Below are 22,593 nucleotides of genomic sequence, written 5' to 3' on the forward strand. Positions count from 1 at the left end.
CGATCTTATCGGCGGCCCTTGAGCCCGGTGACGCGGCGGAACAGGTCCCACCAGAACGGCGCCCCGAACAGCAGCGCCACGTAGGTCAGCAGGTAACCGGGCCAGTGGCTGAGCGTGGTGAGGCGTTCCCACCACACGCCGCCGTTCCAGTGGACGCTGGGGTCGCCGTCGGCCGGGATGGCGATGCTCATGATCGCGTTGTCGAAGATCTTGACCAGCGCGGGCGAGCTGAGGGTCTCGGTGAGGCAGTCGGTCAGCTGGATGTTCTCGGTGCACTTGGCCTTGAGCTCGTTGACGGTGGCCGGGTCACCGGCGGCCACCGCGGCCACGCCGGCGCGCAGCGCGTTGTCGCGCAGCAGCGTCTTGGCGTACTCCAGGCCGTCCATGCTGAACAGCAGCGTCACCGCCAGCCCGAGCGCGGCCATGACCCACTTCACGTAGCGCTTGTACAGCATCGACAGGCGCTGCATCTCGCCGTCGAACCAGGTCTCGACGCCCTGCCTGAAGCGGTCGAGGTCGCGCTGGGCGCCTTCCCAGACGCCCATGAGGTGGCCGTACAGCGGGCTCTTCATCGCCTTGAGCTTGGCCAGCCAGCCTTCGACGCCGTTGGGGTCGGTGGCCGCCAGCTCCATCAGCGCCACGGCGAAGCGGGCGGGCGGGATGTTGGAGATGCTGGTCTTGCCCGTCTTGGGATGGTCGATCTCGCGGACCCGCTCGTACAGCAGCTTCGTCATCGCGTCGTCGCCCGCCGACTCGTGGGCCGGCATCGTGGACTCCACCGGCGCAGGCTGGTCGCTGTGCTTGGGCCGCGGGTCGCGCAGGAACGGCAGCGCCGTGAAGACGTCGCGGATCTTGGCCGGCAGCCACGCCCTGCCTCCGGAGGACCCGTCCAGGGTGTCGCGCAGGTAGGCCCACAGAAACTTGCTGCGGATGGCCAGCAGCCGCACGATGCCCTCGTTGATGCCGCTGACCAGCAACGACAGCAGCAGGAACGACAGGATCAGCCCGATCGCGAGATCAACGTAAAGAGACAGCACAATGGATCACCCCGCGCCTTGATACACCCCGGCACGTACGGCCCGCAATGCGATCGGCGGATCACGCCTGCGACGGACCCCCGAAATGCACATACTGGACTATGACCCAGGACGCGGCGGGCGACCGGGCCGTGGCCGCCGGCTCTGTCGGCGAGCGCGCCATCGTCATCCCAGGCGATCACAACACCGTTCAGGTAGGGGCGCCTCCGGCTGCCGCCGGGCGGCTCGTCGTGGGGGACATCCCCCAGCCCCCGGCCTCCTTCCAGGAGCGTCCCGGCATCATGTCCGGACTGCGCGGCGAGGACCGGGTGAGCGTGGTCCGCTCGGTGAGCGGGGCGCCGGGCGTCGGCAAGACCACGATGGCCGCCGCGTACGCCCGCGAATGCCAGGGCGCCTCGTTCGCCGTCGTCGCCTGGGTCCACGCCGAGACGCATGAGCAGATCGTCGCCGGGCTCGGCCGTCTCGCCGATCGGGCGGGCCTGCGCGGCGCCGGCGACTCCGCGGCCGAGGCCGCCGAGAAGGCCCGCGACTGGCTGGCCGCCGCCCGCGAGCCCTGCCTCGTGGTCTTCGACAACGCGGCCAGCGTACGCGAGCTGCGCCGATGGGTGCCCGCGACCGGCAACGTGCAGACGGTGATCACCACCAGGGACCGGGCGTTCGACCGGCTGGGCGCGCGGGTGCCCGTGGACGTGTTCACCGAGCGCGAGGCGGTGGCCTTCCTGGAGCGGGCCACCGGCCTGGACGACCCCGCCGGCGCCGCCGCCCTGGCCCGCGAACTGGGCCACCTGGCGCTCGCCCTGGCGCAGGCCGCGGCCCTGATCGAGGATCGCGGCTCCACCTACGCCGCGTATCTGGCCACGCTGCGCCGCGTACCGCTGGCCAGGAGCCTGCGCAGCTTCGACAGCGACGCCTATCCCGACAGCGCCGTGCAGGCCGTGACCCTCGCGGTGGAGGCGGCGGAGGCCGAGATCGACGGCGCGGCCGACGTCCTCAACGTCCTGTCCGTCCTGTCCCCTGACGGCGTCCCGCGCTGCCTGCTCTACCCGGCGATCGACGACGACGCCCTGGACCGCCTGGCCGCCCTCGTGCGCAGGTCGCTGCTGACCTGGAGCCAGGACCGCCTGTCCGTGGTGGTGCACCGGGTGACGCAGCGCGTGCTCAGGGAACGCGACCCCGGCGCCACGGGCCACGCCCTCGACCGCGCCGCCGAACTCCTCCAGGACTACCGCCCGCTGGACACCTGGGTGGACCGCGACAAATGGGAGTCCTTCGTCACTCAGACAGAGGCGGTCTACGCCCATGTGGGCGAGCGCCCGGTTCCCGTACTGGCCGCCCTGAGGCAACTGGCCGTGGGCTACCGGGCCCGCCACTCCAGCAACGCCGACGCCGTGGCACTCTACGAGCAGTGCGTGGCCGACTTCGAGCGCGTCTTCGGCCCCCACCACGAAATCACCCTGAACACCAGGGCCGACCTGGCCTTCTCCTACAGCCACCTACGCCAGCCGGAACGAGCGGTGGAACTCTACGAGCGCACCATCGTCGACTACATCCGCGTCCTGGGCCCCGACCACCGCGGCACCCTCAAGTCCTACGCGGGCCTGGCCGACGTCTACAGCCTGAACTACGACCCGGTCGACGCGGTGCCGTTGCAGGAGCGGGCGGTGGCCGAACACGTCCGGGTCCTGGGCTCCGGCCACCGCACCACGCTGGCCCGCCGCGGCCTCCTCGCCCTGACCGTCAGCCACGCCGACCAGCACGAACGCGCGATCGCCCTCATGGAGTCGACCTGCGCCGACTGCGTCCGGTCACTGGGCGAGAACGACTCCGACACGCTGATGGCCCAGCGGGGCCTGGCGATGGTGGTGGGCAACTCCGGAAACGACCGGCGCGCGACGGAGCTCTACCGCGCCTGCATCGCCGGATACGAGCGCGTACTCGGCGCCGACAACGTCTTCACCCTGCAGACCAAGCTGGTGTTCGCCGACTTCCTGGCCTTGACCGGCGCCCCCGCCACCGCGCTCACGCTGTACGCGGAACTGCTGGAAACCGGCGAACGCGTCCTCGGCCCCGGCCACGTGGTGACCGAACAGGCCCGATCCCACCTGGCCACCCTCGCCCGGCCACACGACCCGGCCGGGCCCTGAACAGGCGAAGGCCCGGCACCGAGGTCGATGCCGGGCCCAGGCCGCCGCCTACACGTCGTAGTACAGCTCGAACTCGTGGGGGTGGGGCCGCAGGCGGATCGGGTCGACCTCGTTCTCGCGCTTGTAGGCGATCCACGTCTCGATGAGGTCGGGCGTGAAGACGCCGCCCTCCAGGAGGTAGTCGTGGTCGGCTTCCAGGGCGTTCAGGACGTCGGTCAAGGAGCCCGGGACCTGCGGGATGTTGCGCGCCTCCTCGGGAGGCAGCTCGTAGAGGTCCTTGTCCACCGGCTCCGGCGGCTCGATCTTGTTGCGGATGCCGTCGATGCCGGCCATCAGCATGGCGGCGAAGGCGAAGTACGGGTTGCACGACGGGTCGGGCACCCGGAACTCGATGCGCTTGGCCTTCGGGTTGGAGCCGGTGATCGGGATGCGGACGCACGCGGAGCGGTTGCGCTGGCTGTAGACCAGGTTGACCGGGGCCTCGTAGCCGGGCACCAGGCGGTGGTAGGAGTTCACCGTCGGATTGGTGAAGGCCAGCAGCGAGGGGGCGTGCTTGAGCAGGCCGCCGATGTAGTAGCGGGCGGTGTCGGACAGGCCGGCGTAGCCCACCTCGTCGTAGAAGAGCGGGGAGCCGTCCTTCCACAGCGACTGGTGGCAGTGCATGCCGGAGCCGTTGTCACCGAAGATCGGCTTGGGCATGAAGGTGACCGTGTGGCCGTACTCCAGGGCGGTGCTCTTGATGATGTACTTGTAGAGCATCAGGTTGTCGGCGGTCTTCAGCAGCGTCCCGAACCTGAAGTCGATCTCGGCCTGGCCCGCGGTGCCGACCTCGTGGTGCTGCATCTCGACGTCGATGCCGCACTCGATGAGGTTGCGGACCATCTCCGAGCGCAGGTCGGTGAAGTGGTCCATGGGCGGGACGGGGAAGTAGCCGCCCTTGTAGCGCGGCTTGTAGCCCAGGTTGCCGCCTTCGGTGGACTTGCCGGTGTTCCAGGCGCCCTCGATGGAGTCGATGTAGTAGTAGCCGGCGTTCGCGCTCGTCTCGAAGCGGACGTCGTCGAAGATGTAGAACTCCGCCTCGGGGCCGAAGAAGACGGTGTCGGCGATGCCCGTGCCCTTGAGATATTCCTCCGCCTTGCGGGCGACGTTACGCGGGTCGCGGCTGTAGGCCTCGCCGGTCAGCGGGTCGTGCACGAAGAAGTTGATGTTGAGCGTCTTGTGCTGGCGGAACGGGTCCACGACCGCGCTCGTCGGGTCGGGCAGGAGCAGCATGTCCGACTCGTGGATGGCCTGGAACCCGCGGATCGACGAGCCGTCGAACATGAGGCCGTCGGTGAAGACGCTGGCGCCGAAGTTCTCGACCGGGAAGGTGAAATGGTGCGTCGTCCCCGGCAGGTCGGTGAACCTGACATCGACGAACTGCACCCCTTCGTCCCGGATGAACTTCAGGACGTCGTCGGCGGAGTTGAACACTCTCGAACCTCCCTGGGGACGGGTATCAGCCCGACGTTAGGGCGAGGCGATTTCCACGCCGTGTCTCGTTTGTTTCGCCGGTGTTAAGGGGCCTCACGTGGCCGACGAGGCCGTGCATCCGTCGCCCTGGGGCTGATGCAGGTCATAGGGGTCGCTCGGCGCGCCGGTGCCACGTACCTGGCCCGGGTCGGACACGGGGAACTGCGGGTGGATGTAGTCGTCGGTGTCGCAACGCACCGGGGTGGCGCCGGCGCCCAGGCTCTCGACCCACACGCGGACCTTGCCCGCAGACTCGAAGATGTCGAACGAGCCCCGCGCGTGCGTCACCAGCCGGACCACCTGGTCGGGGTGGCCCGGTGGCTGGACGGCGTAGACGACCAGGTAGGTGACCTTCACACGGGCGCCCTCGCGGTAGCGGGAGAGCGTGGCCTCGCCGCGGACCTTGATGACGTCGGTGGCCAGTTCGGTGGTGCCGGGCGCGAAGCTGTTGACCCAGGCCCGGGTGACCTTCCTACGCTGCTCGGCGTCGGCCAGGGCGGCGAAGGCCCTGGGCTCGCCGCCCATGAGTGTCGCGGGGTCGAGGTAGGCGGCGGTCAGCAGGTCGCGCACCCGCGCCAGCCCCTTGCCCGCCTCTTTCGCCGACAGCCCGCCGATCGCCTTGGGCGCGGGCAGCTCGAAACCCGCCGCTCCCGAGGCGTATCCGGCGGCGGGCGAGCCCTCGAAGGGGTCGGCGGGCGCGGGCGGCTCCGGCGTGCTCGTCGGCGCGGGCTGGATCCGCCGCACGGCGGGCTCGGGCGTCAGCAACTCGGGGCGGAAGGCCAGCACGCTCGCCGCGGCGACCAGCACGGCCAGGACCAGGACGACGGCCAGCGCCCACCGCCGCGCGCGTGAGGACGGCCGCCGGGACGAGGGCGGCGCGGCCCGGCGCGCGGCCTTGGCGGCGGCCTCGCGCATCCTGCGCTGTTCGTCCTCCCCGATCTGGGACACCAGCTCCTGGAAGCGTGCGTCGAGGTCGTCCATGAGGAGACATCATGCGTGCGGAAACGCCCAGGCAGAAGCGCGATTGGGTCACAATCGCGACCGGCGCCCCCGCCGGATACCGTGGTGGGCATGAGTGAGAAGCAGCCGCGCTGGACGCAGACCTGGCTCGGCGGCGTGCGCGCCGCCGGGGTCGACCTCGGGTACCCGGGTCAGCGGCTGGGACTGCCGGAGCGGGGCAGCGGGTCGGTGGCCGGGTGGGGGCGGCGGATCGCGGCGCTGGTCATCGACTGGATGATCTGCACCTGGGCGATCGCGCAGCTCATCCTGGGCATCAGCCCCACCGGGTCGCCGTGGGCGCCGGTGCTCATCTTCGCCCTGCAGTACCTGCTGCTGGTGGCCTTCCTGGGCCAGACGTTCGGGCACCGGCTGATGAAGATCAAGGTCGTCGCCATGGACGGCGGCATCCCGAGGCTGCTGCCGGTGTTCGTGCGGACCGTGCTGCTCTGCCTGGCGGTGCCCGCGGTGATCTACGACCGCGACAACCGCGGCATGCACGACCGCGCGTCCAACACGATCACCGTCACCATGTAGCTCAGAAGTAGTCGGCGGGCCAGTGGGCCGCGCCCGGCGCCCGCACGACCGGGTCAGGGTCGGCAAGCAGCGCGCGGGCCATCCCCGTCCGGTCGCTGCCGCGCCGCACACTCGCCAGCAGGTACGGCACCGCCGGATCGTCCCACGCGAGCCGCGCCCGCGCCCGCAGGATCCCGCGCCGCAGGGCCGCACCGGCCAGCGCGGGCAGCAGCGTCTCCAGGTCCCCGGCGACCTCGAGGATCTCCAGCTCGTCGGCGTGCCAGCGCACGGCGGCGTAGGCGTCGTCGGTGCGGAGGAGCTCGCCGTACCAGACGGGCACCCTGACCCGCCAGTGCGCCGGATCGCGGACGGTGGTCAGCGGACGGCGGCGGTTGTGCGCCTCGTGCAGGGCGGCCAGCTCCCCGGGAACGGCGGCCCGCAACGGCGCCCGGATCCGGCCGGGAACGGCCAGCGGCCCGCTGACCAGCGGTAGCTCGAAGGAACGCCAGCCGGAGTAGACGGCGGGGGTGCCGGTGAACAGCAGCGACCAGGCGCAGCCGTCGGCGGCCATCGCGGCCGCCGCTGCCGCCAGCAGGCGGCGGACGTGGCCCTGCCCACGGGCGTCGGGGCGGGTGGCGACGTTGGCGAGGCCGCCCACGCGGAGCACCCCGCCGCGGCCGTCGCGGATCGGGCGCGGCAGGTAGTAGACGCCGGCCAGCAGGCCGCCGGGGCCGGGCACGACGAAGGTGCGCTCGTGGCGGCCGGGGTCGCTCTCGTACAACGGCACGAGGTGCTGTGCGTCGAAGCACGTCGCCCACAGCGCGTAGAGCGCGTCGCGGTCGCCGGGGCGGGCCGTCCTGATCATCCCATCCTCGCCAGCATGTCCGCGGTGACCTCGTGCTCCAGAGGCTCCCCGGCCAGGAACCGGGCGATCTCGGCGACCACGATCTCGCCCTGGCGCCGGCGGCCCTCGACGGTCGCGGCCGCCTGGTGCGGGGTCAGCAGCACGTTCGGCAGCGCGCGGAAGGGGTGCCCGGCCGGCAGCGGCTCCTCGTCGAAGACGTCGAGCGCGGCGTCCAGGCGGCCGGAGCGCAGCTCGGTCAGCAGCGCCGCCTCGTCCACCAGCCAGGAGCGGGCCGTGTTGACCAGCATGGCGCCGTCCGGCATCAGGGCCAGCTCGCGCGCGCCCAGCAGATGGCGGGTCTCCGGCAGCGCGGGCGCGTGCACGGCGACGACGCGGCTCCCTGCCAGCAGCTCGTCCAGCTCGACGGCGCCCGGGTGGAAGGGGTCGGCCACCTTCACCTCGGCGCCGAGCGCGCTGACCAGCTCGATGTAGGCGCGGCCGGTGCGCGAGGCGCCGATGACGCCGATCGGGCAGCCGCCGATCTCGTGCCTGGCCGGGGCCCGCTCGGCGACCGCCCACGGCAGGCCGCCGCGCAGCGCGTGGTCGAAGCGGTGCACCCGGTGCAGCAGCGCGAGGGTGAAGGCCAGCGCCACCTCCGCGACCGGCCTGGCCATGCCCGCGCCCGCCTGCGTCACCCGGATGCCGCGCGCCCACACCTCGTCCGTCACGAACGGCTTGACCGAGGCGCCCGTGTGCGCGACCAGCCGTAGCCGGGGAGCCAGGTCGAGCACCTCACGTGTCAGCGGCGGCACGCCCCACGAGGTGACCAGAACCTCGGCCTCCGCCGTCAGCTCCCCGTCCGCCCCGGGCGGCGGGACCGGGCCGGGGAAGAACTGCTCCCGCAGCCCCGGCGGGACCGCGACCACCACCCGTCCGCCCATCAGCCCTTGATCCCCGACATCGTGACGCCTTCGGTGAAGTAGCGCTGCCCGACCAGGTACGCGGCGAAGATCGGCACGAACGCCACCGTCGCCCCGGCCAGCACCACGCTGAGCGGCACGTTCTCCTGGTGCAGCGAGGCGATGCCGACCGTCAGCGTCCGCATGTCCGCGCTGCCGCCCACGATCAACGGCCACAGCAGGTCGTTCCAGTGCCACAGGAAGACGAAGACCCCCAGCGTGGCCAGGATCGGCTTGCACAGCGGCAGCACGATCCTGGTGAAGATCCGCCACTCGGAGGCGCCGTCGAGCCGCGCCGCCTCGAACAGCTCGTCCGGCAGCCCCATGATGAACTGCCGCATCAGGAACACCGCCTGCGCGTTGGCCAGCGTCGGCAGGATCAGCCCCCAGTAGGTGTCCACGCCGCCGAGCTGCGCGATGAGGACGAACGTCGGGATCAGCGTGACGTGGTAGGGCACCATCACCATCGCCAGGAACGACCAGAACATGGGCTCGCGCCCCGGGAAACGCTTCTTGGCGAAGGCGTACCCGGCCAGCGAGGCCAGCAGCAGCACGGCCACGACGCTGACCACGGAGTAGACGAGCGTGTTGAACGTCCACTTCAGCAGGTCGCGCCCCCCGAGTACCTCGCCGTAGGCGCTGAAGTCGACCGGCCAGGGCAACATGCTCTGCGGGAAGGTGACGGCCGCTCCGGGCTTCAGCGACAGCACGACCATCGCGTAGAAGGGGAAGAGCGTCACCGGCGTCGCGATCGCCAGCAGGACGATCCTGGCGATCTTCCCGCCGCGCGTGGGCTCCAGGGCCTTGTAGGACGGGTGTTTCGAGCGTACGGCGGGCGGCCGCGTGGCCTGACGCGTGGCCTGCATGGTCACTTGCTCCTCCCGATGATCAGGCGCTGGATGAGCGCCACCACGAGGGTCATGACGAACAGGGCGACGCCGATCGCGCTGGCGTAGCCGAACTCGAAGTTCTTGAACCCCTGCTCGTACAGCGCCATCACGAGTGTGAAGCTGCCGTGCGCGGGTCCGCCGCCGGTCATCACGTAGACGAGGTCGAAGACCTGGAAGGAGGTCGTCGTCTCGATGACGGCCACGAAGAACAGCGCCGGGCGCAGCTGGGGCAGGACGATGTGGCGGAAGCGCTGCCAGGTCGAGGCTCCGTCGGACAGCGCCGCCTCCTCCAGTTCGCGGGGGAGATCCTGCAGGCGGGCCAGGACGATGAGCATGCCGTACCCGAATCTCGACCAGACCGAGACGATCACCAGCGCGGGCAGGACCAGCGTCGGCGAGGCCAGCCAGGACAGGCCCGTCAGCTTGGTGATCGGGCCCTCGGAGGAGAACAGCCAGGTGAAGACGGTCCCGGCGAGCACGAGGCTGGTGACGACCGGCAGGAAGAAGACCGAGCGGAAGAAGCGCGCGCCACGGAAGGAACGGCGCACCAGCAGCGCCATGCCGACCGAGGCGGCCATGGAGATGGGCACGTAGAGCACGGTGTAGATCAGCGTGACCTGCAGCGAGTCCCAGAACACCGGGTCGCCGGCCATGCGGCGGAAGTTGTCCAGGCCGGTGAACGCCGGGCTCTCGCCGATGCCGAACTCGAAGAAGCCGAGCAGCACGCCCGCGATCGACGGGCCGAAGCGGAAGGCCAGGAAGAGCAGGAGGCACGGCAGGACGAACAGCAGTCCGGTCCGCGCCTCCCAGCGCAGCGTGAACCTCATCGGCCCAGCAGGGCGTCGGCGGCCTTGGTCGCGTCGGCCAGCGCCTGCTCGGGCGTCTTCTTGCCGATGAGCGCGGCCTGGATCTCCGGCGCCAGCACGCCCATGACGTCACGGGCCTTGTCGTGCAGCGGCCCGGCCGTGGTCAGGTCGAGCGTCTTCTCCACCTCGGACTGGACCGGGTCGGCGGCGTACAGGGCGCCGGTCGTGGTGCGCGGCGAGAAGAAGCCCGAGGCCAGGTTGAACGCCTTGCTCGGCTCGGCCCCGGTGGCGAAGGCGATCCACTTGCCCGCCGCCTCCTTGTTCTTGCTCGCCTTGAGCATGCTCAGCGAGCCGACCGTGCCGTAGGCGACCTGCTTGGCGCCGGTCAGCGGCGGCACCACCTTGATGTTCTCCTTGCCCCAGAACGGCTCGACGTCGGCGGGCAGCTGCTGCCAGGTGCAGGCCACCTTGTTCTGGGCGGTGCGCGTCTGCTCGAACTTGGGCAGCCCCGTCAGCAGGTCCTTCTCCACGAAGCCGCCGTCGGCGAGCTGCTTGAGGAAGGTCAGCGCCTTGACGCCCTCGGGGCCGCCGAACGCGCTGGCCTTGCCGTCGGCGGTGAAGACGTCGCCGCCGGCCTGCCACAGCAGCGGGTAGAACGACTGGTTGAGCGTCGCGGCCGGGTCGGCCCAGTAGTTGGTGACGTCCACGCCCTTGGCCTTGAACTGCGGGGCCAGGCGCAGCACGTCCTCCCACGTCTTGGGGAAGTCCTTGATCCCGGCGGCGTCGAAGGCCTTCTGGTTGCACACCAGCGGGTTGGCCGACATGAGGACGGGCGCGCCCATGGCCTTGCCGTCGACGGTGACCGCCTGGAGCGCGTTGGGCCGGTAGCCGGCCTTGTCGGCGAGGTAGGCGTCGACCGGCTCCAGCGTCTTCACGTACTTGGGCAGCTGGTCGGGGATGAGGTAGACCACGTCGGGCGCCTTGTTACCGGCGATCGCCGTGGACAGCGCCTCGTCCCGCTTGGCCCACGGGTAGATCTCCACCTTGACGTCCACGTTCGGGTTGGCCGACTCGAAGGCCTTGATCTGCCCGTCCCAGAACGCCTGGTGCTTGGCCTGGTCGGCGATGATGGGGTAGATCCACATGGTCACGGCCTGCTTGCCGTCGCCGCCGGACCCGCCGCAGGCGGCGAGCGTTCCGACGGCGAGCAGCGCGGCTGCCAGTGCGCGAGGTCGCATGATCGTTCCTCTTCTAGGATTCGGGCATTTAGGCATAGGGCACGGTGACGACCGTGCCGGTGTGACGGGCCCGCTCGGCGGCGAAGACCGCGAGATGGCTGTGGAGCGACTCGGTGTGGTCCGAGCGCACGAACGAGCGGTCCCCGGTGGCCAGCGCGCTCACGAAGGCGTCCATGACGCCGGCGTCGCCGCCGCCGTGGCCGTCGCCGGCGTTCGACCCGCTGCTCACGCCTTCCCACCGGGTGGTACGGCTGTCGCGGAAGTCGAGGACCTCCACCGACTCGCCGTCGCCGATCAGCCGCCCATGGGTGCCGAAGATCTTCGTCTGCCGGTGCGTCTGCTCGGTGAAGGCGGTCATCGTGAACGTGGCCGTGGCCCCGCCGGTCAGCTCCATGGCCAGCACCTGGTGGTCGACCACGTCGTTGTCGCTCGCGTAGACGCACCTGCCGTACGGGCCGGTGCGCAGGGCGTCCATGACCTCGGCCTCGGTGCCGCCGAGCACGCTGGTCGGCCAGTCGTAGCCGCGGTTGAGGTACAGCTTGGGCGCGGAGTAGGGGCAGACCGGCTCGATCGGGCAGTCGAGGCAGCGGTCGGCGGCCCCGGGCGGGCGCCGCTCCGGCCGGAAGTGGCCGAGCGAGCCGAAGCTGGAGACCCGCCGGATCCGGCGGCCGGTGACGTAGGTGAGCCAGTCGAGGTCGTGCGAGGACTTGGCGAGCAGCATCGGGCTGGCCAGCCGTTCGCTGCGCCAGGGGCCGCGCACGTAGGAGTGGGCGTGGTGCCACCAGCCGACCGGCTCCAGGTGCTCGACGCTCATGATCTCGCCGATCACCCCACTGCCGGTGACCCGCTTCACCAGCTCGGTGTAGGGCGTGTAGCGCAGCACGTGGCAGACCGCGAACAGCACCCCCGACTCGGACACGGCCCGCACGATGCGCCGGCACTCCTCCTCGGTGGGGGCCAGCGGCTTCTCCATGAGCAGCGCGTAGCCGGCGCCGGCCAGCGCGATGGCGGGCTCGACGTGCATGCGGTCCTGCGTGGACAGGATGACCGCGTCGGCCACCCTGTCCGCGAGCAGGTCCCGCCAGTCGCCGAACTCCTGGATGCCGGGGCTCCGGGCGCCGATCGCGCGGCGCCTGGCCGGGTCGGGGTCGGCGACCGCGATGAGTTCGGCCCGGTCGGGATGGGCGGCGATCCAGGAGGCGTAGGTCTGCCCCCTGTTGCCCGCTCCGGCGATGGCCAGCGTGACTTTCCGCACCTAGATCACCAGATTTCCGGAAGTGAGGACCTTCGGGCCGTCCGGCGGCAGCTCCCTGGTCACCGCCTCCTCGACGTTGCCGGTGTGCTGGACCAGCTCGAACTGCTTGATCGTGAGCTTGCCGCCGCTGAACTGGCTGCCGGTCGCGGTGTAGCGGTTGCGCCCCGCCTCCAGCAGGACGTGGGCTCCGGTGGTACGGCTGCGCATGCCGTACAGCTCCCAGGACACGAGGCCGGCCGGCTCCGCGCGGGAGAGCAGCGCGCCGCCCTCGCCCCCGCCCGAGATGTCCGTGCCGCCGTCGAGCCGCAGGCGCTGGTCGGCCTTGCCCGCCGCGCGCAGGCCGAGGCCGTTGAGCGTGCAGCCGGTCAGCGTCGCCGACCCGGCGAAGGTCAGCGGCGCGGCGTTCTGGGCGGCGTTGAAGACGACGTGGGTGAAGACCGTCTGGGCGCCGTTGAACGTGTTGCCGTCCAGGCCGTGCAGGACCGAGCGGCTGAGGTGCACCGGGCTGGTGACGCCGGCCTGCACGACCTCGCTCTTGGCGGGCAGCGTGAACGTGCATCCCTCGATGAGGTTGGGGCGGCCCGACAGCTTCGACTGCTGCGAGACGATCAGCGTGTGGCTGGCCGAGCAGCCGCGCATCTGCACGCCGTCGGCGTTGACCCAGATCATGCCCGAGCCGCTGAGCGAGGGCTTGCCGATGACCTGGACGTCCTCCAGTGTCAGATCGGTGATCTTCACGCGGGCCACGAACCACGAGCAGACGTGCTTGCGCACGGTGATGCGCTTGGCCGCCGAGCCCCAGGCGGCGCCGGAGTTGGCGAAGGTCATCAGGCCGGAGTTGCCGGTGTAGGTGAGGTCGTGCTCGTACTGGCCGTGGGTGACGAAGGGCCCCTGGTCGTCGCCGTCGCCGTGGCAGTTCTCGACGTAGCAGTACGCGCTGGCGGTGAAGTCGTTGAGATGGCGGGAGTTGGCCACGTGGCAGTCGGCGACGTGGCCGTACAGGCAGTAGATCTGCTGGGTGAGGTAGCCGGCGCCGCCCCACGTGACGCTGGCCGGGTTCTTCAGCGTGCAGCGGTCGGTACGGAAGTGCGTGGCCCAGCGGCGCATGATCACCGGCCAGAACGTGCCTTCGGCGTGGATCGACTCGACGTCGCAGTGGACGGCGTACTCGTAGGCGAGGGGGTGGGAGCCGGTGTACTGGTCGCCGGGAACGACGCCGCGGAAGCGCAGGTTGCGGACGTGGACCCGGGCGACCGGCTCGACCAGCGTCCAGGTGACGCTCCGGCCGGCCTTCAGCTCCCAGCCGTTCTTGTAGTTGACCCGGATCTGCGTGGGGCTGACGATCTGCGTGACCTCGACGAGCTTCTGCAGCTCCTTCTCCCAGCGGCCGGCGCCCTGGTCGACCTCGGCCGCCCACCACTGGCCGACCTTGAACCGGCCGGAGTCGCCGACCTCGAAGACGTCCGACAGGTCGGGCATGACCTGGGTGAGCTTGTGGGTGACCTTGGTCTCGGTGACCTTGCCGCGGAACAGGAGCACGGCGGCGAAGGGGTCGTCGGCGCCGGCCTTCTCGATGCCGTCGGTGGTCATCAGGTGGCCGCCGAAGTCGAGCACCAGGCCGGAGCGGTGGAAGGTGTGGCGCTTGGTGAAGTTCAGGTCGGTGTGGGCTTCGATCCGGGAGACGCCGGGGTCGTTGACCATGGCGTCGAGTGCGGCGTCTGCGGGGGTTTTGGCGTCGAAGATGCCAAATTTCCGGAAATCTAGGCATCCGTCGTGAATTTGGAGCCAGCGGCCCTTCGCGGCGGCGCCCAGGACGGTGCCGCCGTTGGCCGGGGCGGTGGAGTTCGCGTCCCAGCGCGCCAGCATGCCGCCGCCGTCGCCGGGGGAGCGGTAGCCGGCGACCTGGGCCAGGGTGCCGTCGGCCAGCTTCGCCGCCTCGAAGGCGAGCAGCTCGGCGACGGTGGCGGCAGCGCGTACCTCCTCCTTGGGCTTCTTGCCCGGATCGGCCAGCGCGGGCTGGGCGAGCAGGAGGGTGCCCGCGGCGGCCAGGCCGGAGGCGCGCAGGATGTCACGACGTTCCATGGGTGGTTCCTTGCTGGGAGTGGGGGTGATCGGCTCAGAGCGTGATGGTGTGGCTGACCAGCACGCGCGGGCCCGGCGGCGGTAACCGGCGCTCGACGCCGTCCTCGACGCAGCCGGTGTGCAGGACCTCGGCGGCCCCGGTCAGGGCGAGCGTGCCGCCGGTGAAGGCGGAGCCGGTGGCCCGGTAGCGGTTCTCGCCGCCGGTCAGCTCCAGGTGGGATCGCTCGGCGCGGCTGCGCACGCCGGCCAGTTCCCAGGTGATGGCGCCGGGGCCGTCCGCCCTGGTCAGCGGGGACCCGTCCAGTTCCACGCCCTCAAGCCTGAGGATCTGGTCGCGCACGGCGGTGAGCTGGACCGGGGTGCCGGTGATGCGCCCGCCCCTGACCGTGACGCTCGCCGAGCCCAGCAGGAGAGGGCCGGCGCCGTCCAGGACGCAGTCCGTGAACGTGAGCGGGCCGGAGCCGCGCAGGGTCGCGCCGTCGAGGCCGGTGAAGGCGCAGTCCTTGAAGTGCACCGCGTTCGTGACCGGCGTCTGCACGACCACCTGGCCCTTGGGCAGTTCGAAGGAGCAGCCCTCGATCACGTTGGGCCGGGTGGAGCGGCTGGAGCGCTGGCCGATCGCGAACGTCTTCGCCGAGCAGCCGCGCATCTGGACGCCGTCGGCGTTCACCTGGAGCGTTCCCGCCGGGTCGAACGTCGAGCGGGGGATGACCCTGACGTCCTCCAGCGTCAGATCCGTGATCTTGGTTCCGGCCACGAACCAGGAGCACAGGTGCTTCCTGACCGTGATCCGCTTGGCGCTGGTGCCCCACAGGGCGCCGCTGTTGGCCAGGTCCATGAGGCCGGAGTTGCCGGTGAAGACCAGGTCGTGCTCGTACTGGCCGTGGGTGGTGAAGGGGTTGCCGCCCTCGTCGTCGCCGTCGCCGTGGCAGTTCTCGACCGTGCAGTACGCGCTGGCGGTGAAGTCGTTGAGGTGGCGGACGTTGGAGGTCGTGCAGTCGGCCACGTGGCCGTAGAGGCAGTAGATCTGCTGGGTGAGGTAACCGGCGCCGCCGTACATGACCGTGGGCGGGTTCTTGAGCCCGCACCGCTCGGTACGGAAGAACGTGCACCAGCGGCGCATGATCACCGGCCAGAAGGAGCCCTCGGCCTGGACGTCGGCGACGTCGCAGTGGACCGCGTACTCGTAGGCCAGCGGGTGGGAGCCGGTGTACTGGTCGCCGCCGGGGACGCCGGTGAAGCGGAGGCCGCTCACCTGGACGCGTTCGACCGGTATTACGCGCGTCCAGGTGAGCGACCGGCCGGGAGCCAGCTCCCAGCCGTTCTTGTAGTTCACGCGGATGTGGGAGCCGTCCACGATCCGCGTGATCTGTACCAGGCGCTGGAGCTCACGCTCGTACGTCCCGGACAGGGCGTCCACCTCGACCGCCCACCACTGGCCGATCGCGAAGCCGGCCGAGTCGCCCACCTCGAAGACGTCGGACAGATCGGGCAGGACGGCGGTGAGCTTGTGGACGTGGGTGGTCTTCGTGCGCTCGCCCTGGAAGAACAGGACGGCGCCGAAGGGGTTGTCATGGGAGTTCTTCTCGATGCCGTCGGTGGTCATCAGGTGGCCGCCGAAGTCGAGCACGAGGTCCGAGCGGTGGAAGGTGTGGCGCTTGGTGAAGTTCAGGTCGGTGCGGGCTTCGATCCGGCTGACGCCGGGGTCGTTGACCATGGCGTCGAGTGCGGCGTCTGCGGGGGTTTTGGCGTCGAAGATGCCAAATTTCCGGAAATCTAGGCATCCGTCGTGAATCTGGAGCCAGCGGCCCCTTCCGGCGGCGCCCAGGACGGTGCCGCCGTTCGCCTTGGCGGTCGAGCGCGCGTCCCATCGGACGAGCATGCCGCCGCCGTCGCCCGCGGCGCGGTAGCCGGCGACACGGAGCACCGTGCCATCGGCGAGCTTGGAAGCGTCGAGCGTGAGAAGGCGCGCGACACTGGCCACCTGTTTCATGGTTCTGGCCTCAAAGGGGATGGAAGGCCGGGCGACACGCATTGAGGCGTGCAGGCGGCGGTGCTGCTGGCCGTACTTCCCGGCGCCGGGGCTGCGGCGGCGGGAGCCAGTGATGCGCCCGAAACGATTAGCCGTGGACGCTAGACAGCGTCCGTGGGTTCTGTCAAGCGCCGAGTTCCCCCGAGATCTGCTCGGCGGTGGCCCTGACCTGGCGGCCGAGCTCCTGATAACGCCAGGCCGGCAGGTCGCGCTTCAGCGAGGTGATGCTGATCGCGCCGACGCAGGCGCCGGTGTGGTCGCGCAGCGCGCTGCCGATGCAGAAGATCCCGTCGGCGTCCTCCTCGTCGTCGACCGCGTAGCCGAGCTCCCTGACCGTCTTGAGGTGCGCGAGCAGCACCGGCAGGTCGGTGATCGTGTGCCCCGTCCGGTACGGCAGGCCGACCCGCCCGACCAGCGCCGTCACCTCCTCGTCGGCCATCTCGGCCAGCAGCGCCTTGCCCAGGCCGGTGCAGTGGGGCAGTTCGCGGGTGCCCATGCGCAGGTCGACCTGGATGCGCTCGCCGTTGCTGACCTGGTCGACGACGACCGCCTGACCCTCGTCGGGCACCGCCAGGCGGGAGTTCATCCCGGTCTGCCGGGTCAGCTCGACCAGCGCGGGCCGGGCCACGTCGCGCAGGCTCAGCTGGTCCTGGGCGCGGGAGCCGAGCCTGGCCAGCGCCATGCCGAGCCGGTAGCGGCGGTTCATGCCCTCGCCGTCGTCGGCCACGAGGCCGTACTGGCGCAGCGTGTACAGGGTCGCGAAGGCGGCGCTCTTGCTCAGCCCGCAGGCGGCGGCCAGGTCGGTCACGCTCACGCCGCCGTCGCTCTTGCTCAGGGCCTCCAGAACCTCGGCGGCGCGGGCCACGCTCCGCACCCAATATCGCGAATCCTCAGCAGGAGTGTTCGTCACAACCGAACAGCTTAGCGGAGTTCGTCGTTGACACCCAGGCCTTGGGCTGTTTATGGTCCTTCCAAGCTGTTCGGTTATGCCAAACAGCGTTCGGCAAATGCACATCAGCGGTGGATCGTCAGTGCTCGCCGCGGCCGGGCTGGGCCGCGACGTGCGCGCTTCGAGGAGAGATCTTGAATCAGCGTGTCCTTTCCGAGCGCGCCCGCCGGGTCATCCCCGGCGGCGTCAACAGCGGGCAGCGCAACGTCCCGGGACTCGGCGACCTCGTCATCGCCAAGGCCGGTGGCGCCCGCTTCCGCGACCGGGACGGCCGGGAGTACGTCGACTACCACGCGGCCTTCGGCCCGCCCCTGCTCGGTCACAACGACCCCGACGTCTCGGCGGCCGTCGCCGAGGCCGGCCGTACCGTCGACCTGTGCGGGGTGGGCGTCACCGAGGACGAGGTCGAGCTCGCCGAGGCGCTGACCGAGCTCGTCCCGAGCGTCGAGCAGGTGCTGCTGACCAGCACCGGCAGCGAGGCCACCTTCCACGCGCTGCGCGTGGCCAGGGCGGCCACCGGGCGGCGGTTCGTGGTCAAGTTCCAGGGCTGCTACCACGGCTGGCACGACGCGGTCAGCCTCAACGTGATCTCCGCCCCCGACCGCGTGGGCGGCAAGGACCCCATCTCCGCCGGGATCCTGCCCGAGGTGCTCGACGCGACGCTCGTGCTGCCGTTCAACTCCGCCGAGGCGGTACGGCAGGCCTTCGCCGAGCACGGCGCCGACATCGCCGCGGTCATCGTCGAGCCGGTGCCGCACAACGTCGGCTGCCTGCTTCCGGAGCAGGAGTTCCTGCGGACGTTGCGCGAGGAGTGCACCCGGGCCGGCAGCGTGCTGGTCTTCGACGAGGTGATCACCGGCTTCCGCCACCACCTCGGCGGCTGGCAGGCGATCAGCGGGATCACACCCGACCTGACCACCATGGGCAAGGCCATCGCCAACGGCTACCCGGTGGGCGCGATCGGCGGCCGCGCCGACCTCATGGACCTGTTCAGCTCCCGGCCCGGTGGGCCCGCCTTCTTCGCCGGCACCTACAACGGCCACCCGGCCGTGGTCGCCGCCGCGCTGGCCACCCTGCGCAAGCTGCAGTCCGAGCCGGTGCACGAGCACGTCTTCCGGCTGGGCGAGCGCATCCGCACCGGCCTTTCCGGGATCTTCTCCTCGCTGGGCGTCCCCTCACTGGTGACCGGATACGGCTCGGTCTTCGTCGAGTACTTCATGGACGGACCCGCCCGCACCTACGACGACCTGCTGCGCAATGATGCCAGCATGTTCATCGGCTACCGGCGCCGGCTGCTCGAACACGGCATCTTCGAGCTGCCGCTGAACCTCAAGCGCAGCCACGTCTCCTACGCCCACACCGACGCCGACGTCGACCACCTGCTGGAGGCGGCCGCCCTGGCCGCCAGCGCCCAGCTCGCCACCGGCGCCGACCTCGACCTCAGCGGCGCCAGCACGATGGGCGGGACCCGCTGATGCTGACCGTCGACAAGAGCCGCCCCACCGGACCGGCCGGGCGCATCAGCCGCGTGGAGACCCTTTCCCTGGGTACGGCGTGGCGGGACTTCTCCTACGTGCGCGTCCACACCGACGAGGGACTGTCGGGCGTCGGCGAGATCACCCACCCCTACCGGGGCCGCGAGACGTGCTCGCTGGCCGAGTCCATGGCCGAACGCCACCTGATCGGCGCCGATCCCTTCGACGTGGAGGAGATCTGGCTGCGCATGTACCAGGGCGACTTCCTGCGCGGCGGCGACGTGGGCGGGATCGTGGTCTCCGGGATCGACCAGGCGCTCTACGACATCATGGGCAAGGCGCTCGGCGTCCCCGCCTACCGGCTGACCGGCGGCGCCTGCCGCGAGCGGGTCCGGGTGTACGCCAACGGCTGGTACACCGGCGAGCGCGACCCCGAGACGTTCGCCGCCAAGGCCCGCGAGGTCGCCGCGCGTGGCTACACCGCGCTCAAGTTCGACCCGTTCGGGGCCGGGCTGGGGTCCCTGTCCAGGCAGGAGCTGCGGCTGTCGGTGGAGATCGTGGCCGCGGTGCGCGCGGCCGTACCGGATGCCGACCTGTTCGTGGAGGGGCACGCGCGCTTCGCCATGCCCACCGCCCAGCGGCTGGTGCGGGAGCTGGAGCCGTTCGACCTCGGCTGGTTCGAGGAGCCGCTGCCCTGGACCCACATCGAGCGCTACCCCGAGCTGCGGCAGCGGGCCACGATGCCGATCTCGGGCGGGGAGCACTTCCACAACCGCTACGAGTACGCGCGGCTGTTCGCCACCGGCGCGGTGGACATCATCCAGCCCGACCTGTCGATGGCCGGTGGGTTCACCGAGGTCAGGAAGCTGGCGGCGCAGGCGGACGTGCACGCGATGCTGGTCGCGCCGCACAACTCCAACTCGCCGGTCTGCACCACGGTCAGCGTGCACGCGGTGCTCGGGATGCCGAACTTCCTGATCCTGGAGACGTTCGACGGCATGGTGGACCCGCATGTCCACGACGCGGTGCGGGGCGCGCTGCCCGTCGAGTCCGGATACATCAGCATTCCTGAGAGGCCGGGGCTCGGGATCGAACTGGTCGACGAGGTCTTCGCCGAGCACCCGCCGTCCCACCGCTTCTGGAACATGTTCGCCGAAGGCTGGGAAAAGCGTGATCGTTGACGTCCACTCGCACCTGTTCTCCTGCCCCGGCGACCTGGGCGACCCGTTCGCGGCCGAGTCGGCCAGGGCCCACGGGGGAGAGGTGGACCTGACCGTGCGCTGGGCCGGCTACGCGGCCACCGCACCCGAGGACACGACGACCATCGTCGTCGGCGGCAAGGCGCGCCGGTCGGGCCTGTGGGTGGACGACGCCGAGGTGGCCGCCTACGCCGCGGCCCACCCCGGCCGCCTCATCGGCTACCTCGCGCTCGACCCCACCCAGCCCGGCTGGCGCGACGAACTCGTCCACGGCCACCAGGACCTGGGACTGCGCGGCATCAAACTCATGCCGATGTACGCCGGATTCGACCCGGCCGACCCGGAACTGGACGACCTCTACACCTACGCCGAGACCCATGGGCTCCCCCTGCTCGTGCACACCGGCACCACGTTCGTCTCGGCCGCGCCCCTGCGGTACGCGCTGCCCGTCCACCTGGACGAGGTCGCGATCCGCCATCCCGGGCTGCGGATGGTCCTGGCCCACCTGGGCCATCCGTACGAGGGGGAGTGCATCGCGGTCATCCGCAAACACCGCCACGTCTACGCCGACGTCTCCGCCCTGCACTACCGGCCCTTCCAGCTGTGGCACAGCCTGCGGCTGGTCCAGGACTACGGCGTGTGGGACAAGCTGCTGTTCGGCAGCGACTACCCCTTCACCACGGTGAACGCCTCCGTGGACGGCCTGCGCGCGGTGGGCGCGGTACCCGGCATCCCCGGCCTGCCCCCACTGGACCGCGAGGAGATCGAGAAGCTCATCCACCGCCCGTCGCTCGACCTGCTGGGCCTGTCGTGAGCGCCGAACTGGCCGTGGTGACCGGCGCCGCCCGCGGCCTGGGCCAGGCGATCGCCGCCGACCTGCTCGCCGCCGGCCTCCGTGTGGTGTCCGTCGACCTGCCCGGCACCGAACCCCCGCCCTCCTACGCCTTCGACCTCGCCCACACCGAGGCCATCGCCGCACTGGTCGACCGCGTCCGGCGCGAGCACGGCCCGATCGGCGTCCTCGTCAACAACGCGGGCATCGCCTCGCTGCGCCACTTCAACGAGATCACCGTGGCGGAGTGGCGCAGGGTCATGCGGGTCAACAGCGAGGCGCCCTTCTTCCTGGCGCAGCGGGTGGCCGAGCACATGATCGCCGACGGCGTCCGGGGGCGGATCGTCAACATCTCCTCCAAGAACGGCCTCGTGGCCGAGGCCGGACTGGCCCACTACAACGCCTCCAAGGCCGCGCTGGAGCTGACCACCAAGTCGCTCGCCGCCGAACTGGGCCCGCACGGCATCACCGTCAACGCGGTCGCCCCCGGCATGATCGCCACCCCCATCGACGGCGACTTCCCGCTCGACCGCGCCGCGTTCGAGGGGGCGTGGGAGGAGCGCATCCCCCTTCACGGCGGGTACGGCACGCCGCAGGACGTGGCAGGGGCGGTCCGCTACCTGGTCTCGGAACAGGCCCGCTACGTCACCGGCGCCACCCTCGTGGTGGATGGCGGCGTCCTGGCCGACCAGATGCCGCGGCTACGCTTCATGCCGCCCTACCGCAACTCGTTGTGAGGCGGCTCCGGGCGGAGGTCGTGGTACCGGGGACGGCCGAGCTGGGGGAGTGCCCGGTATGGGACGAGGGCCGCGGCCTCCTGCTCTGGGTGGACCTCCCCCGCGGCATGATCCACACCTACACCCCCACCCCTTCCACCCTCACCCCTTCCACCCCCACCCCTCGCACCCCCGCCCCCTCTCACGGACGCCCGCCCCCAACCCCTCCCGGCACGACCACCTCCACCTCCCTCGACTCCACGAGCTCCAACCTCGCCACCCCTTGGGGCTCCACGACTCCCGGCTCCATGAGCTCCGTCGCCCTCGGCTCGGCCCCCTCCCGTGGCCGCGCAACCTCCTCTCCCGATCTGCTGGAAGGCACGGACTTCCCCGGCCGGGGCGCCCCAGGCACGGGGTTGCGAGGCGGGGGCTCCGGAGGGCGGGGTGGCGATCCTCGGGCCGGGATGGTGACGGCGATCGCCCCGCGACGGGGCGGGGGCCTGGTGGTGGCCCGCGGCGACCGGCTGACCCTGGAGCCCGGGGGAGTGCCGCTGGGGCGGTGGGAGCTGCCGCACGACACCCGGTTCAACGACGGCGCCGTGGACCCGTGGGGACATTTCTGGATCGGCACCATGTGCACCGACCGCCCCGGCACGGCCGCCCTCTACCGGGTGGCTCCCGACGGCCGTACCACCACCGAGCTCGCCGGCGTCACCTGCTCCAACGGCCTCGGCTGGGCCCCGGACCACCGCACCATGTACTACATCGACACCCCGGCCCGCACCCTCGACGCCTTCGACGTCCACGAGGGCCGCATCAGCGGCAGGCGCGTGGTGGCGCGGGTCCGGGGCGGGCTGCCCGACGGTCTGGCCGTCGATGAGGACGGCTGTGTCTGGGTGGCGGTCTGGGACGGCGCCGCCGTACACCGCTATACGCCTGAAGGGCGGCTCGACACGGTCGTCGAGACGCCCTGCGCCCGCCCCACGAGCTGCGCCTTCGGCGGCGGCACGCTCTACGTGACCACCGCAGCCCCCGACGGCGGGTCGTTGCTGGCGGTGACCGGTGTGGGCGGGGGAGTCCCGCCCACACCGTTCGCCGGGTGAGCCCTGAC

At 71.0% G+C, this 22,593-nt stretch carries 19 protein-coding genes; 7 read left to right on the forward strand and 12 right to left on the reverse strand.

The features are described from left to right. Positions 1 to 5 precede the first annotated feature (5 nt). Entirely contained in the window at positions 6 to 1,037 is a 1,032-nt protein-coding gene (locus tag ACIBHY_RS00935) for a hypothetical protein (protein ID WP_397245587.1), read from the reverse strand. A 101-nt stretch (positions 1,038 to 1,138) separates the two neighbouring features. Between ACIBHY_RS00935 and ACIBHY_RS00940 the strand changes: the two genes are divergently transcribed. Beyond that, a complete protein-coding gene (locus ACIBHY_RS00940) occupies positions 1,139 to 3,181 on the forward strand; it encodes a tetratricopeptide repeat protein (RefSeq protein WP_397305542.1) in 2,043 nt (680 codons plus the stop codon). Positions 3,182 to 3,229: 48 nt separating this feature from the next. Here ACIBHY_RS00940 and glnA read toward each other — a convergent pair whose 3' ends face one another. Both glnA and ACIBHY_RS00950 read right to left on the reverse strand, forming a co-directional pair. Continuing rightward, complete coding sequence (glnA, locus tag ACIBHY_RS00945) at positions 3,230 to 4,654, reverse strand: type I glutamate--ammonia ligase (protein ID WP_184970754.1); 1,425 nt, start codon at positions 4,652 to 4,654, stop codon at positions 3,230 to 3,232. Between the two features lie 93 nt (positions 4,655 to 4,747). Next, a complete protein-coding gene (locus ACIBHY_RS00950; RefSeq protein ID WP_397305543.1) occupies positions 4,748 to 5,674 on the reverse strand; it encodes a hypothetical protein in 927 nt (308 codons plus the stop codon). 90 nt (positions 5,675 to 5,764) lie between these two features. Between ACIBHY_RS00950 and ACIBHY_RS00955 the strand changes: the two genes are divergently transcribed. After that, positions 5,765 to 6,226 carry an RDD family protein gene (locus ACIBHY_RS00955; protein ID WP_397245593.1) on the forward strand — a complete coding sequence of 154 codons (462 nt, stop codon included), beginning with the start codon at positions 5,765 to 5,767 and terminating at the stop codon, positions 6,224 to 6,226. Between the two features lies 1 nt (position 6,227). Here ACIBHY_RS00955 and ACIBHY_RS00960 read toward each other — a convergent pair whose 3' ends face one another. From ACIBHY_RS00960 to ACIBHY_RS01000, 9 genes are all read right to left on the reverse strand, one after another. Beyond that, positions 6,228 to 7,070: a GNAT family N-acetyltransferase gene (locus ACIBHY_RS00960; protein ID WP_397305544.1), complete on the reverse strand. Its 843-nt coding sequence runs from the start codon at positions 7,068 to 7,070 to the stop codon at positions 6,228 to 6,230. After that, positions 7,067 to 7,990 (reverse strand): hydroxyacid dehydrogenase, encoded by a 924-nt coding sequence (locus ACIBHY_RS00965; protein WP_397305545.1) that lies wholly within the window; start codon positions 7,988 to 7,990, stop codon positions 7,067 to 7,069. Before ACIBHY_RS00965 ends, ACIBHY_RS00960 begins: the two co-directional genes overlap by 4 nt. Next, positions 7,990 to 8,874 (reverse strand): carbohydrate ABC transporter permease, encoded by an 885-nt coding sequence (locus ACIBHY_RS00970; protein ID WP_397245599.1) that lies wholly within the window; start codon positions 8,872 to 8,874, stop codon positions 7,990 to 7,992. Before ACIBHY_RS00970 ends, ACIBHY_RS00965 begins: the two co-directional genes overlap by 1 nt. 2 nt (positions 8,875 to 8,876) lie before the next feature. Continuing rightward, on the reverse strand, positions 8,877 to 9,725 hold the full coding sequence (locus tag ACIBHY_RS00975) for a carbohydrate ABC transporter permease (protein ID WP_397245601.1): 849 nt from the start codon (positions 9,723 to 9,725) through the stop codon (positions 8,877 to 8,879). Then, positions 9,722 to 10,942, reverse strand: coding sequence for an ABC transporter substrate-binding protein (locus ACIBHY_RS00980; RefSeq protein ID WP_397305546.1), 1,221 nt, complete (start codon positions 10,940 to 10,942; stop codon positions 9,722 to 9,724). The genes ACIBHY_RS00975 and ACIBHY_RS00980 overlap by 4 nt, the downstream gene beginning before the upstream one ends. A gap of 28 nt (positions 10,943 to 10,970) precedes the next feature. Beyond that, complete coding sequence (locus tag ACIBHY_RS00985) at positions 10,971 to 12,197, reverse strand: Gfo/Idh/MocA family protein (protein ID WP_397245605.1); 1,227 nt, start codon at positions 12,195 to 12,197, stop codon at positions 10,971 to 10,973. Further along, complete coding sequence (locus ACIBHY_RS00990) at positions 12,198 to 14,279, reverse strand: hypothetical protein (RefSeq protein ID WP_397245607.1); 2,082 nt, start codon at positions 14,277 to 14,279, stop codon at positions 12,198 to 12,200. Between the two features lie 34 nt (positions 14,280 to 14,313). Further along, complete coding sequence (locus ACIBHY_RS00995) at positions 14,314 to 16,263, reverse strand: hypothetical protein (RefSeq protein WP_397305547.1); 1,950 nt, start codon at positions 16,261 to 16,263, stop codon at positions 14,314 to 14,316. 172 nt (positions 16,264 to 16,435) lie between these two features. Beyond that, complete coding sequence (locus ACIBHY_RS01000; RefSeq protein WP_397305548.1) at positions 16,436 to 17,176, reverse strand: IclR family transcriptional regulator; 741 nt, start codon at positions 17,174 to 17,176, stop codon at positions 16,436 to 16,438. Between the two features lie 218 nt (positions 17,177 to 17,394). Here ACIBHY_RS01000 and ACIBHY_RS01005 point away from each other — a divergent pair, with 218 nt between their 5' ends. The 5 genes from ACIBHY_RS01005 to ACIBHY_RS01025 are packed head-to-tail and all read left to right on the forward strand — an operon-like array spanning position 17,395 to position 22,585. Next, on the forward strand, positions 17,395 to 18,735 hold the full coding sequence (locus ACIBHY_RS01005; RefSeq protein ID WP_397305549.1) for an aspartate aminotransferase family protein: 1,341 nt from the start codon (positions 17,395 to 17,397) through the stop codon (positions 18,733 to 18,735). Continuing rightward, positions 18,735 to 19,916, forward strand: a complete 1,182-nt coding sequence (locus ACIBHY_RS01010; RefSeq protein WP_397245615.1) for a mandelate racemase/muconate lactonizing enzyme family protein — start codon at positions 18,735 to 18,737, stop codon at positions 19,914 to 19,916. The genes ACIBHY_RS01005 and ACIBHY_RS01010 overlap by 1 nt, the downstream gene beginning before the upstream one ends. Beyond that, positions 19,906 to 20,748, forward strand: a complete 843-nt coding sequence (locus ACIBHY_RS01015; RefSeq protein WP_397105126.1) for an amidohydrolase family protein — start codon at positions 19,906 to 19,908, stop codon at positions 20,746 to 20,748. The genes ACIBHY_RS01010 and ACIBHY_RS01015 overlap by 11 nt, the downstream gene beginning before the upstream one ends. Continuing rightward, positions 20,745 to 21,503 (forward strand): SDR family NAD(P)-dependent oxidoreductase, encoded by a 759-nt coding sequence (locus tag ACIBHY_RS01020; RefSeq protein ID WP_397305551.1) that lies wholly within the window; start codon positions 20,745 to 20,747, stop codon positions 21,501 to 21,503. The genes ACIBHY_RS01015 and ACIBHY_RS01020 overlap by 4 nt, the downstream gene beginning before the upstream one ends. Then, positions 21,500 to 22,585: an SMP-30/gluconolactonase/LRE family protein gene (locus tag ACIBHY_RS01025; RefSeq protein WP_397305553.1), complete on the forward strand. Its 1,086-nt coding sequence runs from the start codon at positions 21,500 to 21,502 to the stop codon at positions 22,583 to 22,585. The genes ACIBHY_RS01020 and ACIBHY_RS01025 overlap by 4 nt, the downstream gene beginning before the upstream one ends. The last annotated feature ends 8 nt before the right edge of the window (positions 22,586 to 22,593 follow it).

The sequence above is a fragment of the Nonomuraea sp. NPDC050547 genome (assembly GCF_044457345.1).
Classification (GTDB): domain Bacteria; phylum Actinomycetota; class Actinomycetes; order Streptosporangiales; family Streptosporangiaceae; genus Nonomuraea.